This window comes from Bradyrhizobium sp. FW305-F6, assembly GCF_058782905.1.
In genome coordinates, this window is the sequence record NZ_JBYSYD010000001.1 from 886,819 (window position 1) to 901,509 (window position 14,691).

Consider the following 14,691-nt stretch of genomic DNA (forward strand, 5'->3'; position numbering starts at 1 on the left):
ATGAGCACGATCACCACCAAGGACGGCACCGAGATCTACTACAAGGAGTGGGGCCAAGGGCCCGTCGTGACCTTCTCGCACGGCTGGCCGCTTAATGCAGACGCCTGGGACGGCCAGATGCTGTTCCTTGCCCAGCACGGTTTTCGCGTTGTCGCGCACGACCGGCGCGGTCACGGTCGCTCCAGCCAGGCCTCGGAGCACAATGACATGGATGGCTATGCGGACGATCTCGCTGCGGTGATCGAAGCGCTTGACTTGCGCGACGCCACGCTGATCGGCCATTCCACCGGCGGTGGCGAGGTCGCACGCTATATCGGCCGCCACGGAACCGGTCGCGTCGCCAAGGCGGTGCTGATCGCGGCGGTGCCGCCGATCATGCTGAAGACCGAAGCCAATCCGGAGGGACTTCCGATCGGGGTGTTCGACGCCATTCGTGCAGGCGTCGCGGGCGACCGATCGCAATACTATAAGGATCTGGCGATTGCCTTTTACGGCGCAAACCGACCGGGTGCGAAAGTCTCGCAAGGTACGCTCGATCAGTTCTGGCTGTGGAGCATGCAGGCAGGCGCCAAGAATGCCTATGAGAGTGTCAAAGCCTTTTCGGAAACCGATTTCACCGAGGACCTGAAGAAGTTCGACGTTCCGACGCTGGTGCTGCACGGCGAAGACGACCAGATCGTGCCGGTCAAGGACTCCGCACGCAAATCGGCGAAGCTCATCAAGGGCGCCAAGGAGGTCTACTACCCCGGCGCCCCGCACGGCCTGACCGCCACCCATCAGGATCAGGTCAACGCCGAGCTCCTGAAGTTCATCCGGGGCTAGCGATCTCGCTCTCCTGCAGACCTGAGCGCGAAAGACAGCAGCATGGACAAACCTGCCCACCGGACCCTCGCGGGCGTAGTCGTTCCCGACACCCCGATCGTCGATGCCGCGATCGATCATGCGCGGCGGCACTGCGAAGCGTATCTGTTCAACCACGTCGTCCGCTCGTGGCTGTTCGCGGTACGGCTCGCACAATTGCAGAACGTCGCACACGATGAGGAAGTGCTCGCGGTCGATACCCTGCTGCACGACATCACGCTGAACGAAAGCTTCGCCGGTCCGCGCCGCTTCGAGGTCGAAGGGGCGGACCTGGCGCGCCACTTTGCCGCCGAGCGCGGCTTCGACCAACGCCGTGCCCAGCTGATCTGGGACAGCGTCGCGCTGAACTCAACCCCGTCGATCGCTCTCTACAAGGAGAGCGAGGTTGCGCTCTCAACAGCCGGGATATGCTTCGACGTCATCGGGCTGCAATACGACGCCATTCCCGCCGCCGAAGTGTCGCGGATCGTCGCCGAATTCCCACGAATGCAGATGAAGCGGCAATTCCGCCGCTGCTTCTGCCATATCGCGAGCACCAAGCCTGAAACAAGCTACGACAATTTCGTCCGGGATTTCGGCGAGCGCTTCGTCGAAGGATACCGAGCACCTTCGGTGGTTGATCTGGTGGATGCAGCGCCCTTTGCCGAGTAGGATTGCATCTCAATCCTACCTGAGCGACCGCGACGACGCGGTTGCTCGCGGCCCGCTCGGGTCGAGCGGGGCACGGCAGTATCTTGGCGCGCCAAACCCGCGCGCGAGCAACGCGACTAGCCCGCGCCCGGATAATTCGGGCTCTCGCGCGTGATCGTCACGTCGTGGACGTGGCTTTCGCGCAGGCCGGCGCCGGTGATGCGGACGAACTGGGCCTTGTCGTGCAGCTCCTTCATGTCGCGTGCGCCGACATAGCCCATCGCGGCACGGAGGCCACCGGCGAGCTGGTGCATGACGTTGCCGACCGGGCCCTTGTAGGGCACCTGGCCCTCGATGCCTTCAGGGACGAGCTTGAGCGTGTCCTTGATGTCCTGCTGGAAGTAGCGGTCCGCCGAGCCGCGCGCCATCGCGCCGACCGAACCCATGCCGCGATAGGCCTTGTAAGAACGGCCCTGCCACAGGAACACTTCCCCAGGCGTCTCGTCGGTGCCGGCGAGCAGCGAGCCGACCATGGCGATATCGGCGCCGGCGGCGAGCGCTTTCGCAAGGTCGCCGGAGAACTTGATGCCGCCGTCGGCGATGACGGGGATGTCGGCCTTCTTCGCCGCTTCCACCGCATCCATGATCGCGGTGAGCTGGGGCACGCCGACACCGGCGACGATGCGGGTGGTGCAGATCGAGCCCGGACCGATGCCTACCTTGATGCAGTCCGCGCCGGCGTCGATCAGCGCCTGCGCGCCTTCCGTGGTCGCGACGTTGCCGGCAACGACCTGCACCGAGTTGGACAGGCGCTTGATGCGGTTCACGGCCTGCAGCACGTGACGGGAATGGCCGTGCGCGGTGTCGACCACGACGAGGTCGACGCCGGCATCGATCAACCGCTCGGTTCGCTCGAAGCCGGTATCTCCCACCGTGGTGGCGGCGGCGACGCGCAGGCGCCCCTGCGCATCCTTGCAGGCGAGCGGATGGGCGACCGCCTTCTCCATGTCCTTGACGGTGATGAGGCCGACGCAGCGATATTGCTCGTCGACGACGAGCAGCTTCTCGATGCGATGCTGGTGCAGCATGCGTCGCGCCTCGTCCTGGTTGACGTTCTCGCGCACCGTGACGAGGCCCTCATGCGTCATCAGCTCGGAGACTTTTTGCCGGCGGTCGGTGGCGAAACGGACGTCGCGGTTGGTGAGGATGCCGACCAGCTTGCCGGGCGTGTTCTTGCCGGCGCCGGTGACGACGGGAATGCCGGAGATGCCGTGATCGCTCATAAGCTTGAGCGCATCCTCGAGGGTGGCCTCGGGGCTGATGGTGAGCGGGTTCACCACCATGCCCGACTCGAAACGCTTGACCTGCCGCACCTGGGCGGCCTGCCCCTCGGGATCGAAATTGCGGTGAATGACCCCGAGACCGCCAGCCTGCGCCATGGCGATCGCCATACGCGCCTCAGTGACGGTGTCCATGGCCGAGGCCATGATCGGGATGTTGAGCGGAATGGCGCGGGTGACGCGGGAGCGGATGTCGACCTCGCCCGGCATGACGTCCGACAGGCCAGGCTTCAGCAGCACGTCGTCGAACGTAAAGGCTTCGCGGATGCCCTGAAGTTGCACCGTGGCCATTTGCCAACTCCTTCCTGCGGTCTTGCCGCAAATAGCTATGGATGAGCGCCGCCCTCGGCGTACCTTGCGGCATCGCCTTGAGAATCGGAGCCCATCAGTGGGGTTGACGCGGGTCGATAGCATGCCCGCGTGACGAATCAAAGCAAATCGGCGCGCTGGCCAGCCATGCACAGGGTTTTTACGTAAATTCGCCGGGGTTGGATCAGTACGCCTCCCCTCGGCTGTCATTCCGGGCTCGCGCCAAGGGGCGCCCCGGAATGACGGTGGAGCGAGAAGCGACGCCCCCGGAAGGACGAGGCTGTGGGTCACACCGTTGTTACGCGGGACGTAGGTGCCATGCGTGGATCCGCAATAGTCGGCGGCGGACGGCGGTGATAAAGCCGCGACTCCACCCTCCTTCCGATTTTCATTACCAATCCGTCATGGTCGACAAGCAACGCGTCATTCCGCTGATCGTGGCCACCGCGCTTTTCATGGAGAACATGGATTCCACGGTGATCGCCACCTCGCTGCCGGCGATCGCGGCCGACATCGGCACCAGCCCGCTGACGCTGAAACTCGCGATCACCTCCTATCTGCTGTCACTCGCGGTGTTCATTCCGGCGAGCGGCTGGACCGCCGACCGGTTCGGCGCGCGGATGGTGTTCGCGATCGCTGTCGGCGTGTTCATGGTCGGCTCGGTCGGCTGCGCGCTGTCGACCTCGGTCACCGATTTCGTGTTCGCCCGCATCCTGCAAGGCATGGGCGGCGCGATGATGACCCCGGTCGGGCGGCTCGTGCTGCTGCGCTCGGTCGACAAGAGCGCGCTGGTTAACGCCATGGCCTGGGTGACGGTCCCCGCCCTGATCGGCCCCGTGATCGGACCGCCGCTCGGCGGCTTCATCACCACCTACGCGTCCTGGCACTGGATCTTCCTGATCAACATCCCGATCGGGCTGCTCGGCATCTTCATGGCGCTGAAGTTCATCGATCCGATCAAGAGCGAGCAACCCGAGCCGTTCGATCTCTACGGCATGGTGCTCGCCGGCATCGGTCTCGCAGGCATCGCCTTCGGGCTCTCGGTTGCCGGTCTCAATCTGCTGCCCTGGACCACGGTTGCCGCGCTGGTCGCAGGCGGTGCGATCTCGATGACGCTCTACGTCATTCATGCCCGGCGAACCGGATCGCCGGTGCTCGATTTCTCGCTCCTGAAGCTGCCGACGCTGCGCGCGGCCGTGTTCGGCGGTTTCCTGTTCCGCCTCGGCATCGGCGCGCTGCCCTTCCTGCTGCCGCTCCTGATGCAGATCGGCTTCGGCCTTTCGCCGTTCCATTCGGGCCTCGTCACCTTTGCCTCCTCGCTCGGGGCTATGGGGATGAAGACGCTGGCCGCGCGGATCATCCGCACCTTCGGCTTCCGCAACCTGATGACGGTGAACGCGATCGTGAGCGCTTTCTTCCTCGGCGTCTGCGCGCTGTTCACGGTGACGACGCCGCTGCTCATCATCATGGTGATCCTGGTGGTCGGCGGCTTCTTCCGCTCATTGGAGTTCACCGCGATCAACACGGTCGCCTATGCCGAGGTCGAGACCGCGCAGATGAGCCGCGCCACGACGCTGGTCAGCGTCAACCAGCAGCTCGCGGTCTCCGCCGGCGTCGCCGTCGGCGCGGCCTGCGTCGAGACGACGATGTGGTTCCACCATGTCAGCGAGCTCAACGCGACCGTGTTCGCGCCGGCTTTCGTCGTGGTCGCGCTGACCTCGGCCGCTTCGAGCTGGTTCTTCTGGCAAATGCCCGCCGACGCCGGCAACGAGATCTCCGGCCGCAAGGCGGTGGAGATCGCGAGCCGCAAGGGCGCCGGCAAGGGCGCGGAGAAGGCTGCGGTCAAGGCGGCGACCGAGGATACCCAGGACGTGCGGGACCAGAGGCTGGGCTAGGGCCCGACGACCGACGGCAACACCCGGTAGAGCGAAACGCCCAAACCCAGCGTATCGGACAAAGTGAGCCTTCCGTTGGTGACGGTGCCCGTCAGCGACGTCTTCTGCAGTTCGGACGAATGGGTTGCATCGACCAGGAAGAGCGCCAGATTGCTGTGCGTCGCATCGATCAAGTAACGTTCCACGGTCACTGGTCCGTTGAGGAAAGGCAGATTGTCGATGGCAAGCGAGAACGCCTCCGGCGTCTCGGCCGACGTGTTGTTTCCAAAGACGCGCGTCGCATCGTAATTGTACAGCATGACGTTGGCGGTGGAGCTGCCGCTATCCCAGGTCGCGAACGCATTGAGGTGGGACCCGGACCCGCCGGTCAGGGCTGCCTGCACGCGCTGGCCGGACATCTTGTTGTACATCTTGAAGAGGTTCGCAACCGGCTTCGGATAATAGTCGGCCGGGGCCTCGCCACGCGGCACCTTGTGCAGCAGGCTCGCCTGTCCCGTGTAAGGCGCGATGTTCGGATCGCCCTGGCCGTCACCGATGATGAGATACGATCCCATCGAGATCTTCTTCTTCAACGCTTCGTGCAGGAACGCCGCCGTCCAGGCCGCCCCCTTGTGCGAGTAATTGACGTCAGTTGCCTCATAGGCCGTCGGGCCCCATTCCGACAGGAACAGCTTGACATCCGGCATGCTGGCGTTGTTCGCCCTCAGCGCGTCCAGCTTGGCCTTGACCGTGTCGACCAGATTGCCGAAGTACGCAAAGCCGCCAGTGCCGTCCGTCGAGCCGTAGTAGTGGAATGAGAAGCGATCGAGCCGCGCGTTGAATTTTGACAGATACGTATCTGCCAGCGGATTGAAGGTCTGGTCGAGAAAGACCTCCTCCAAAGTCGGAAGATTCTCCGCCGGATAATAGGCAAGGCTCAGTCCAACCAGGGCCGGTCCGGCCATTTCCAGGGTCTTGCCGCTATAGTTCTGGTTGGCGGCGAGTTCGTTTCTGATGTTCTCGATCGCCTTCGAGAAGACCTTCTGAACCGGCAAGAGCTGCCTCGGCAGACGGCGCGCGTCGAGCTGATAGGGATAAGACAAGGTCTGGTCTTCGGCACTGGACATCGTGTGGGATTGCAGCGGGGGCCACTGATTGAGGACATATTTGGTCGGGTCCATCCACCACAGCCAACGGCCCCAAGATCCCAACGGCTTGAGCGTATAGGCGGACGGATTGATGTCGTTCCAGTTCTCCGGAGCCGTATCGGCGATATCAGCCTCGTTGCTGACCTCGAAGATGACGGAAGGCGCCCCGCCATCGAACGACTTCTTGGCGATGTAGCGCACGAGAGCGTCGGCATATTTCTGGAAGAGTGCAGGAGCCGGTCCCTCCACAGCCCAACTCTCACCAGGTCCGTATTGCACGAAGCGCGGCGGCATGAAGGACCCGACCGCCACATGAGGCGAGAGCCCGCGGACCAGGGCCCAATCCAGATGCCACCCCAATGGCTGGCACTCACCCGGATGGAAGACGCCGTCAAGCGTGTACCCGAACACATCCCCGGTCTGGTCGACGTCGCAATAGACATCGCTGAGCAGCAGGCGCGTCCGCTTCATGCCGGTATCGGTGATGATCTGGTTGAACTGATCGAAAGCCTGTTCTGACGGGCTGTTCGCGCTCTGATAGATTTTCTTGAGATCGCCGAGATCGTCATTGCCGCTTAGGCCGATGTTGAAGGACACCTGCGTGTCGACCGTGATCGACGTTTGCGCGCGGGACGCTGCTGCGAAGCCGAGAGTGAGTAGGAGGGACAGGAGTGACATCAAGGCAAGTCGTCGCGCAAGCACGCACCGACAGTCAGACAGGCACTGCATAATCCCCTCCACCCGCTTGAATTGCAGATTGAGAGATTATCATTCTTAGATGTTACCTATGTGAATATCCTGCGGCGATCGCGGGACGCGCTACCTATTCTAGCGCGATGACTTGCTAAGCCCCCCGAAACCCCGTCGCCAGGACGTAGCGCTCCGAAGAATCCTGCCGGCTTGCGGCCGGCTTCACATGCCGCACCGTGGCGAAATCGCGCTTGAGCTGGGCGAGCAGGTCGGCATCGGCGCCGCTCTGGAAGGTCTTGGCCAGGAAGGCGCCGCCGGGCTTGAGCACGTCGCAGGCGAAGGCGGCCGCGGTCTCCACCAGGCCGACGATGCGGAGCTGGTCGGTCTTGCGGTGGCCGGTGGTGTTGGCGGCCATGTCGGACATCACCATGTCGGCCTTGCCCCCCAGCATCGCGGTCAGCTTGTCGGGCGCGTCGTTGTCCATGAAGTCGAGCTGGGCGAAGTCGACGCCCGGAATCTCGGGCATCTCCAGCAGGTCGATCGCAACGACCTTGCCTTTGCCTTCCGTGGAGCCGACACGCTTGGCGGCGATCTGGCTCCAGCCGCCGGGCGCGGCGCCGAGATCGACCACGGCCATGCCGGGTTTCAACAGCCGATACTTGTCGTCGATCTCGAGGAGCTTGAACGCCGCACGCGAGCGGTAGCCCGCCGCCTTGGCCTTCGCCACATAGGGATCGTTGAGCTGCCGCTCCAGCCATAGCTTCGACGACAATTTGCGCTTGCCGCCGGTCTTGACCTGGACGTGCAAGCGGCCGGTGGTGTCTTTCGCCATCTCACCAGCTCCTGAGCGCGCCGTCCTCGCGCATCATCTCGACCAGCATGCCCTCGCGCAGGCCTCGGTCGGCAACGCGCAGGCGCGGCAGCGGAAAGGCACGCCTGATCGCATCGAGGATGGCGCAGCCGGCCAGCACGAGATCGGCGCGCTCGACGCTGATGCAGCTGTTGCTCGCGCGCTCCTCGTAGTTCATGGCGAGCAGCTTGTTGATGGTCGCGGTGATGTCGGCATCGTTCATCCAGATGCTGTCGATGCGGCGGCGGTCGTAGCGCACGAGGTTGAGATGGATGCCGGCGAGCGTGGTCACCGTGCCCGACGTGCCGAGCAGGTGCATGTCGACGAGATCGCGGCCGTGCTCTTGCGCGAACGGCGCGACGTGGTGTGCTACCTCCTGCTCCATGGCGGCATAGATCTCCGGCGTCACGTCCCGGCCGCCGAACTGCTCGGCAAGCGTGACCACGCCGTAGGGGATGGACATCCAGGCCTTGATCCGCGGCTCCGGATTTTCCGGATCGCGCTCGATCCGCACCAGTTCGGTGGAGCCGCCGCCGATGTCGAACAGGATCGCGCCCCTGCCCCTGGGGTCGACGAGCGGCGAGCAGCCGAGCACCGCCAGCGCGGCCTCGGTCTCACGGTCGATCACCTCGAGCTCGATGCCGGTCTCGGCCGCAACCCGGCTGCGGAACCCTTCTGCATTGGAAGCCGCGCGGCAGGCTTCGGTCGCGATCAGCCGCAGCCGACGCGCCTTCCGCAGATTGATCTTGTCGCGGCAGATGCTGAGCGCGGCGATGGCGCGCTCGATCGCGGCCTCGCTGATGCACCCCGTCGCCGAGACGCCCTCCCCGAGCCGGATGATGCGCGAGAAGGAATCGACGACGCGAAAGCCGTCCGGGGTCGGACAGGCGATCAGCAGCCGGCAATTGTTGGTGCCGAGGTCCAGCGCCGCGTAGACGCCGGTTCCAGGCGCTTGCGCGGCGACGGCGGGTTCGGTGGCCAATGCCACCGCCGCCATCGACCCCTCCAGCTCACCGGGCGGCCCATGTTGGCTGACATGGCCGTCGCGGAGCCGCGTGTGGTCATTCATACAAACTGTCTTTCCGCGGCCAAAAGAGCCGATCTGGAATTGCTTTTTCGCCTGAAACATTAGCAGCGCGGCAGGCCTGCGCAACAACGCTTCACATGGGACCATGCCCATTCGTGCGTTGTCGTGACCGGGGCGGTGGGGTATCTGAGGGAGGCCGGTGCCCCGCTGCCGCGAAAATGCGCAAATGCCGGCTTTTCAGGTCAAATCCCATGCAAGAACACACCAAGTCGACTACGCTCGAGAACGCTATTGCACTGCAAAAGTACGGCGTCGGGCAGCCGGTCCGCCGCAAGGAGGACGACACGCTGGTGCGCGGCAAGGGCCGCTATACCGACGATTTCAACCTGCCGGGCCAAGCCTATGCCGTGGTCGTCCGTTCCACCCATGCCCATGGCGTCAACCGGGGTATCGGCATCGATGCCGCCAAGGCGATGCCGGGTGTGCTGGGCGTCTGGACCGGCAAGGATCTCGATGCCGCCGGCTACGGCCCCTTCACCTGCGGCCTGCCGCTGAAGAGCCGTGACGGTTCGCCCCTGATCCAGACCAACCGCCAGCCGCTTGCGACCGACAAGGTCCGCTTCGTCGGTGATCCCGTCGCCTTCGTGGTGGCGGAGACGCTGGCGCAGGCCCGCGATGCGGCCGAGGCGGTCGAACTCGACATCGAGCCGCTGCCGGCAGTGACCGACCCCGAGGCAGCCGCCCAGCCCGGCGCGCCGCAGCTCTACGACCACATCCCCAATAACGTCGCGCTCGACTACCATTATGGCGACATGGACAAGGTCGATGCGGCCTTCGCCAGCGCCGCCCATGTGACCAAGCTCGACATCGAGAACACCCGCGTTGCCGTGGTCTCGATGGAGCCGCGCGTCGGCCTTGCCTCCTATGACAAGACAACCGAGCGCTACACGCTTCAGGTGCCGACGCAGGGCGTCGCCGGCAACCGCGCCAATCTCGCCAAGAACCTGAAAGTGCCGAACGAGAAGGTGCGCATCCTCACCGCCAATGTCGGCGGCTCCTTCGGCATGAAGAACATCAACTATCCCGAATACATGTGCATCCTCTATGCGGCCAAGGAATTGGGACGGCCGGTGAAGTGGCTCGACGAGCGCTCGACCGCCTTCCTCTCCGACAGCCACGGCCGCGCGCAGAAGATCCATGCCGAACTCGCGCTCGATGCCGAGGGGCATTTCCTCGCAGCCAAGCTTTCCGGTTACGGCAATCTCGGCGCCTACATCACCGGCGTCGCGCCGGGGCCGCTCTCGCTCAACACCGGCAAGAATTTTTCCAGCGTGTATCGGACGCCGCTGATGGCCGTCGACATCAAGGTGGTGCTGACCAACACCACGCTGATGGGCGCCTATCGCGGCGCCGGCCGGCCCGAGGCGAACTATTACATGGAGCGGCTGATCGACCGGGCCGCCGACGAGATGGGCATCAACCGGCTGACCTTGCGCAAGCGCAACTTCATCAAGCCGAACCAGATTCCCTTCGCCGCCTCCTCCGGCGTCACCTATGACAGCGGCGACTTCCAGGCCGTGTTCAACAAGGCGCTGGAAATCTCCGACCACGAGAATTTTTCCAAGCGCAAGAAAGAGAGCAGGAAGGCCGGCAAGCTACGCGGGATCGCGGTCGGCTCCTATCTCGAGGTCACGGCGCCGCCGAGCCCCGAGCTCGGCAAGATCGTGTTCGATCCTGATGGCACCGTGCAGCTTATCACCGGCACGCTCGACTACGGCCAGGGCCATGCCACGCCATTCGCGCAGGTGCTGAGCGCGCAGCTCGGCGTTCCCTTCGAGAACATCAAGCTGGTGCAGGGCGACAGCGACATCGTCCACACCGGCAACGGCACCGGCGGCTCGCGCTCGATCATGGCGAGCGGCCAGGCCATCGTGGGAGCCGCGAAACTCGTCATCGAAAAAGGCAGGCGCGCCGCGGCGCATATGCTGGAGGCCTCCGAAGCCGACATCGAATTCGAAGGTGGCAGATTCACGATCGCCGGCACCGATCGCAGCATCGACATCATGGAGCTGGCCAAGAAGCTGCACGACGGCAAGATGCCCGAGGGCGTGCCTGAGACGCTCGACGTCGATCACACCAGCGAGCCGATCGCCTCGGCCTTCCCGAACGGCTGCCACGTCGCCGAGGTCGAGATCGATCCCGAGACCGGCGTGGTACAGATCGTGCGCTACAGCGCGGTCAACGATTTCGGCACGGTGATCAACCCGATGCTGGTCGCGGGCCAGCTCCATGGCGGCGTCGTGCAGGGCATCGGGCAAGCGCTGATGGAGCACGTCCGCTACGACGACAGCGGCCAGCCGATCACGGGCTCGCTGATGGACTACGCCCTGCCGCGCGCCGAGGACGTGCCCAACATGACGGTTGGCGACCATCCGGTGCCGGCAACGACCAATCCGCTCGGCAGCAAGGGCTGCGGCGAAGCCGGCTGCGCCGGCAGCCTGTCGACGGTGGTGAATGCGGTGATCGATGCGCTCTCGGAGTACGGCATCAAGCACATCGATATGCCGCTGACTTCGGAGCGGGTGTGGCGGGCGATCCAGGAGGCGAAGGCCAAGGCGGCGTGAGGCGAAGCAGGTCTCTCCGCCGGGCCGGGCTTGACCCGGCCATCCACGCGTTGCCGCACAAAGAACGTGGATGCCCGGGACAAGCCCGGGCATGACGATGTGGTGACAGCCTGCCCCTTCCGGCCTCCTACGCCGCCGCCTGCTCGCGCGGCTGGTAGATTGCGGTGTGCTGGCAGTGCGCCAGCGGCGTCGTGCCGTTGGCGAGGACGAGCGCGTCGAGTTCGACGAAGCGATGGCCCTTCTTCTCGTAGTTCGCGGTGACTTTCGCCCGCGCGGTGATCTCGTCGCCGGCGCGTGCGGCGGACAGCAACTGCATGCGGCTGCCGACATGGATCCAGGGGCCCAGGATGGTGTTGTCCACCAGCACGCGGTTCATGACGCGCTGGATCAGGCCCGGGTGTCCCAACCCTTCGCGCGCAAAGATCGGATCTTTCTCCCTGATGTCGGCGAGATAATCCGCCGCATCCTGCCCGGCCCAGCGGCGCGGCGTGGTGCCGAGCCATCTGCCCGTCTCGAAAATGGCCGGACTGACCGGCTTGCGCTCGGCCACCACGGGCACCGCGACGTAGTCGCTCAGCGACACCGCGGGTGCTGCCTTCGGCAGCGAGGCTGTCCCGGTGGCGCAGAGCTCGGTGCGGCTGAACACCTCGATGGTCAGCAAGCCCTCGTGCTCGGTGGCATCGACATCGGCGGTCTCGCCGTCATAGACCGGCTTGATGAAGCGCGCCTCGACCAGCCCGCGCGACAGGAAGTCCCGCCCCCAGCGGGCGATCGGCACGTGCATCATATAGGCGAAGACGTCGACGCCCGGGACCAGCCCTCCTTCAAAGCCGAAGCGGCGCGCGACCGTGTCGTCATGCATCTTGTTTTCGGATTGTTTGGCGGTGTTGTAGGCCTCGACGCGGTAGGTTTCGAGCCGGTTCGGCATGGCTGGCGTTCCCATTTCTTGTTGTTCGCGGCCGATCGTAGGCGCCGGGGAACAGCGGTCAATCCCCTCGCCTTTGCGGCCTGGATGAGGTACCACGCGGCGGAATGACCGATATCCCGACCCGCATCTATGTCGACGCCGACGCCTGTCCGGTCAAGGACGAGATCTACCGCGTCGCGCTCCGGCACGGCGTGCCCGTGAGCGTCGTCGCCGGCAACTTTATCCGCGTGCCGCACGACCCGCTGATCGAGCGCATCGCCGCGGGCAGCGGCATGGATGCGGCCGACGACTGGATCGCCGAACGCGCCAGGCCCGGCGACGTCGTCGTGACCTCCGACATCCCGCTGGCGAGCCGCTGTGTGAAGGCAGGCGCCGACGTCATCGCGCCGAACGGAAAGCCGTTCACCGAAGAATCGATCGGGATGACGCTCGCGGTGCGCAATCTCATGACGGATCTGCGCTCGTCCGGCGAAGTCACCGGCGGCCCACGATCGTTCGCGCCGCGCGACCGCTCCGCGTTCCTGTCCGCGCTCGACCAGACGCTGCGGCGGATCGCGCGGCGGCTCGCCGATGCATCCGCGACCAGTCAGGGTTGACCATGGCGCCGCCGCTGATCCAACTCAAGGACATCAAGCTGACTTTCGGCGGCACGCCGCTGCTGTCGGGCGTCGAGCTCAATGTCGCGCCATCCGAGCGGGTCTGCCTGATCGGCCGCAACGGCTCCGGCAAATCGACGCTGCTGAAGATCGCCGCCGGCCTGGTCGAGCCCGACGGCGGCACGCGCTTCGTGCAGCCCGGTGCCACCGTGCGCTATCTGCCACAGGAGCCCGACTTCGGCGACCACAAAACCACGCTTGCCTATGTCGAGTCCGGGCTCGCGCCCGGCGACGACCAGCACCAGGCGCGCTATCTCCTGGAGCAGCTCGGCCTTACCGGCGAGGAAAACCCGCACGACCTTTCCGGCGGCGAGGCCCGCCGAGCAGCGCTGGCCTATGTGCTGGCGCCCTCTCCCGACATTCTGCTGCTTGACGAGCCCACCAACCATCTCGACCTCGCCACCATCGAATGGCTGGAACAGGAGCTCGACGGCCGCCGCAGTGCGCTCGTGATCATCAGCCACGACCGCCGCTTCCTGACCAATCTCTCGCGATCGACGGCCTGGCTCGATCGCGGCAGGATCAAGCAGATCGACCGCGGCTTCGCCTCGTTCGAGACCTGGCGCGACGAGGTGCTCGCCGAGGAGGAGCGCGACCAGCACAAGCTCGACCGCAAGATCGTCGACGAGGAGCACTGGCTGCGCCACGGCGTCTCCGGCCGGCGCAAGCGCAACGTCAAGCGCCTTTCCAATCTGCACGCGCTGCGCGACCAGCGCCGCAACTATCGCGGCACCGCCGGCAGCGCCAACCTCGCGGCCAGCGAGGCCGAACAGTCCGGCAGACTGGTGATCGAGGCCAAGGGCGTCACCAAAGCCTATGGCGAACGCAGGATCGTGGACAATTTCTCCACCCGCATCCAGCGTGGCGACCGCCTTGGCATCATCGGGCCGAACGGCGCCGGCAAGACCACGCTGGTCAACCTGCTGACCGGCGGCATGCAGCCGGATTCCGGGACGATACGTCTCGGCGCCAATCTGGAGGTCGCGACGCTCGACCAGCATCGCGAAAGCCTCGATCCCAAATCGACGCTGGCGGAGGCCCTGACCGGCGGCCGCGGGGACCAGATCATGGTCGGCGGCAAGCCGAAGCACGTCGTCGGCTACATGAAGGACTTCCTGTTCGCGCAGGAGCAGCGCGGCACGCCGGTGGAGGTGCTCTCCGGCGGCGAGCGCGGCCGGCTGATGCTGGCGCGCGCACTGGCCAAGCCCTCGAACCTCCTGGTGCTGGACGAGCCGACCAACGACCTCGATCTCGAAACCCTCGACGTGCTCGAGGAGATGCTCGGCGATTATGAGGGCACTGTCATCCTGATCAGCCACGACCGCGACTTCCTCGACCGCGTCGTCACCTCCGTGATCGCACCCGAGGGCAACGGCAAGTGGATCGAATATGCCGGCGGCTACAGCGACATGCTGATCCAGCGCGGCGCCGACCTCAAGCGCGAGACGGCCAAATCGCAGCCGGCTGCCGAGAAGAAAGAAGAGCGCGCGGCGGCTCCGTCGTCCGCGCCGAAGCGGAAGCTCAGCTTCAACGAGAAGCACGCGCTGGAGACGCTGCCGAAGAAGATGGAAACGTTGCAGGCGGATATCGCCAGGCTGCAGCAAGTGCTCGACGATCCCAACCTCTACGGCAAGGATCGAAAGAAGTTCGACGACACGTCAGCCGCGATCGCCAAGGCGCATGAAGAACTTTCCGCCGCCGAAGAGCGCTGGCTCGAACTCGAAATGCTCAGGGAAGAGATTGAACAGGCATAG

General features: G+C 65.0%; 11 protein-coding genes. 6 read left to right on the top strand and 5 right to left on the bottom strand.

The features are described from left to right. Together AC3WLX_RS04390 and AC3WLX_RS04395 are read left to right on the top strand one after the other, a co-directional pair. Complete coding sequence (locus AC3WLX_RS04390; protein WP_492334828.1) at positions 1-822, top strand: alpha/beta fold hydrolase; 822 nt, start codon at positions 1-3, stop codon at positions 820-822. Between the two features lie 42 nt (positions 823-864). Continuing rightward, complete coding sequence (locus AC3WLX_RS04395; protein ID WP_492334829.1) at positions 865-1,512, top strand: HD domain-containing protein; 648 nt, start codon at positions 865-867, stop codon at positions 1,510-1,512. 116 nt (positions 1,513-1,628) lie between these two features. On the opposite strand, the gene guaB is transcribed toward AC3WLX_RS04395, so the two are convergent. Continuing rightward, a complete protein-coding gene (gene guaB, locus AC3WLX_RS04400) occupies positions 1,629-3,122 on the bottom strand; it encodes an IMP dehydrogenase (protein WP_291625461.1) in 1,494 nt (497 codons plus the stop codon). A 422-nt stretch (positions 3,123-3,544) separates the two neighbouring features. On the opposite strand from guaB, the gene AC3WLX_RS04405 reads away from it, so the two are divergent. Next, positions 3,545-5,035 carry a DHA2 family efflux MFS transporter permease subunit gene (locus AC3WLX_RS04405; RefSeq protein WP_492334830.1) on the top strand — a complete coding sequence of 497 codons (1,491 nt, stop codon included), beginning with the start codon at positions 3,545-3,547 and terminating at the stop codon, positions 5,033-5,035. Here the strand turns inward: AC3WLX_RS04405 and AC3WLX_RS04410 are convergent. The 3 genes from AC3WLX_RS04410 to AC3WLX_RS04420 all read right to left on the bottom strand — a co-directional run bounded on the left by AC3WLX_RS04410 (position 5,032) and on the right by AC3WLX_RS04420 (position 8,771). Continuing rightward, positions 5,032-6,840 (bottom strand): hypothetical protein, encoded by a 1,809-nt coding sequence (locus tag AC3WLX_RS04410; protein ID WP_492334831.1) that lies wholly within the window; start codon positions 6,838-6,840, stop codon positions 5,032-5,034. The genes AC3WLX_RS04405 and AC3WLX_RS04410 overlap by 4 nt on opposite strands. Positions 6,841-7,006: 166 nt before the next feature. Beyond that, positions 7,007-7,684 carry an RlmE family RNA methyltransferase gene (locus AC3WLX_RS04415; protein WP_492334832.1) on the bottom strand — a complete coding sequence of 226 codons (678 nt, stop codon included), beginning with the start codon at positions 7,682-7,684 and terminating at the stop codon, positions 7,007-7,009. A gap of 1 nt (position 7,685) precedes the next feature. Beyond that, entirely contained in the window at positions 7,686-8,771 is a 1,086-nt protein-coding gene (locus AC3WLX_RS04420) for a Ppx/GppA phosphatase family protein (protein WP_492334833.1), read from the bottom strand. Positions 8,772-8,980: 209 nt separating this feature from the next. Between AC3WLX_RS04420 and AC3WLX_RS04425 the strand changes: the two genes are divergently transcribed. After that, positions 8,981-11,353, top strand: a complete 2,373-nt coding sequence (locus AC3WLX_RS04425) for a xanthine dehydrogenase family protein molybdopterin-binding subunit (protein ID WP_492334834.1) — start codon at positions 8,981-8,983, stop codon at positions 11,351-11,353. A gap of 127 nt (positions 11,354-11,480) precedes the next feature. Here AC3WLX_RS04425 and AC3WLX_RS04430 read toward each other — a convergent pair whose 3' ends face one another. Further along, on the bottom strand, positions 11,481-12,281 hold the full coding sequence (locus AC3WLX_RS04430; protein ID WP_492334835.1) for a hypothetical protein: 801 nt from the start codon (positions 12,279-12,281) through the stop codon (positions 11,481-11,483). Positions 12,282-12,385: 104 nt separating this feature from the next. Between AC3WLX_RS04430 and AC3WLX_RS04435 the strand changes: the two genes are divergently transcribed. Together AC3WLX_RS04435 and AC3WLX_RS04440 are read left to right on the top strand one after the other, a co-directional pair. Further along, positions 12,386-12,877 carry a YaiI/YqxD family protein gene (locus AC3WLX_RS04435; protein WP_492334836.1) on the top strand — a complete coding sequence of 164 codons (492 nt, stop codon included), beginning with the start codon at positions 12,386-12,388 and terminating at the stop codon, positions 12,875-12,877. Positions 12,878-12,879: 2 nt separating this feature from the next. Then, the gene (locus tag AC3WLX_RS04440) at positions 12,880-14,691 is read left to right on the top strand and encodes an ABC-F family ATP-binding cassette domain-containing protein (RefSeq protein WP_492334837.1); all 1,812 of its coding nucleotides are present in this window, start codon (positions 12,880-12,882) and stop codon (positions 14,689-14,691) included.

Coding starts and splice junctions, on each gene's coding strand:
- AC3WLX_RS04390 (WP_492334828.1), top strand. CDS start 1: ATGAGCACGATCACCACCAAGGACGGCACCGAGATCTACTACAAGGAG.
- AC3WLX_RS04395 (WP_492334829.1), top strand. CDS start 865: ATGGACAAACCTGCCCACCGGACCCTCGCGGGCGTAGTCGTTCCCGAC.
- guaB (WP_291625461.1), bottom strand. CDS start 3,122: ATGGCCACGGTGCAACTTCAGGGCATCCGCGAAGCCTTTACGTTCGAC.
- AC3WLX_RS04405 (WP_492334830.1), top strand. CDS start 3,545: ATGGTCGACAAGCAACGCGTCATTCCGCTGATCGTGGCCACCGCGCTT.
- AC3WLX_RS04410 (WP_492334831.1), bottom strand. CDS start 6,840: ATGTCACTCCTGTCCCTCCTACTCACTCTCGGCTTCGCAGCAGCGTCC.
- AC3WLX_RS04415 (WP_492334832.1), bottom strand. CDS start 7,684: ATGGCGAAAGACACCACCGGCCGCTTGCACGTCCAGGTCAAGACCGGC.
- AC3WLX_RS04420 (WP_492334833.1), bottom strand. CDS start 8,771: ATGAATGACCACACGCGGCTCCGCGACGGCCATGTCAGCCAACATGGG.
- AC3WLX_RS04425 (WP_492334834.1), top strand. CDS start 8,981: ATGCAAGAACACACCAAGTCGACTACGCTCGAGAACGCTATTGCACTG.
- AC3WLX_RS04430 (WP_492334835.1), bottom strand. CDS start 12,281: ATGCCGAACCGGCTCGAAACCTACCGCGTCGAGGCCTACAACACCGCC.
- AC3WLX_RS04435 (WP_492334836.1), top strand. CDS start 12,386: ATGACCGATATCCCGACCCGCATCTATGTCGACGCCGACGCCTGTCCG.
- AC3WLX_RS04440 (WP_492334837.1), top strand. CDS start 12,880: ATGGCGCCGCCGCTGATCCAACTCAAGGACATCAAGCTGACTTTCGGC.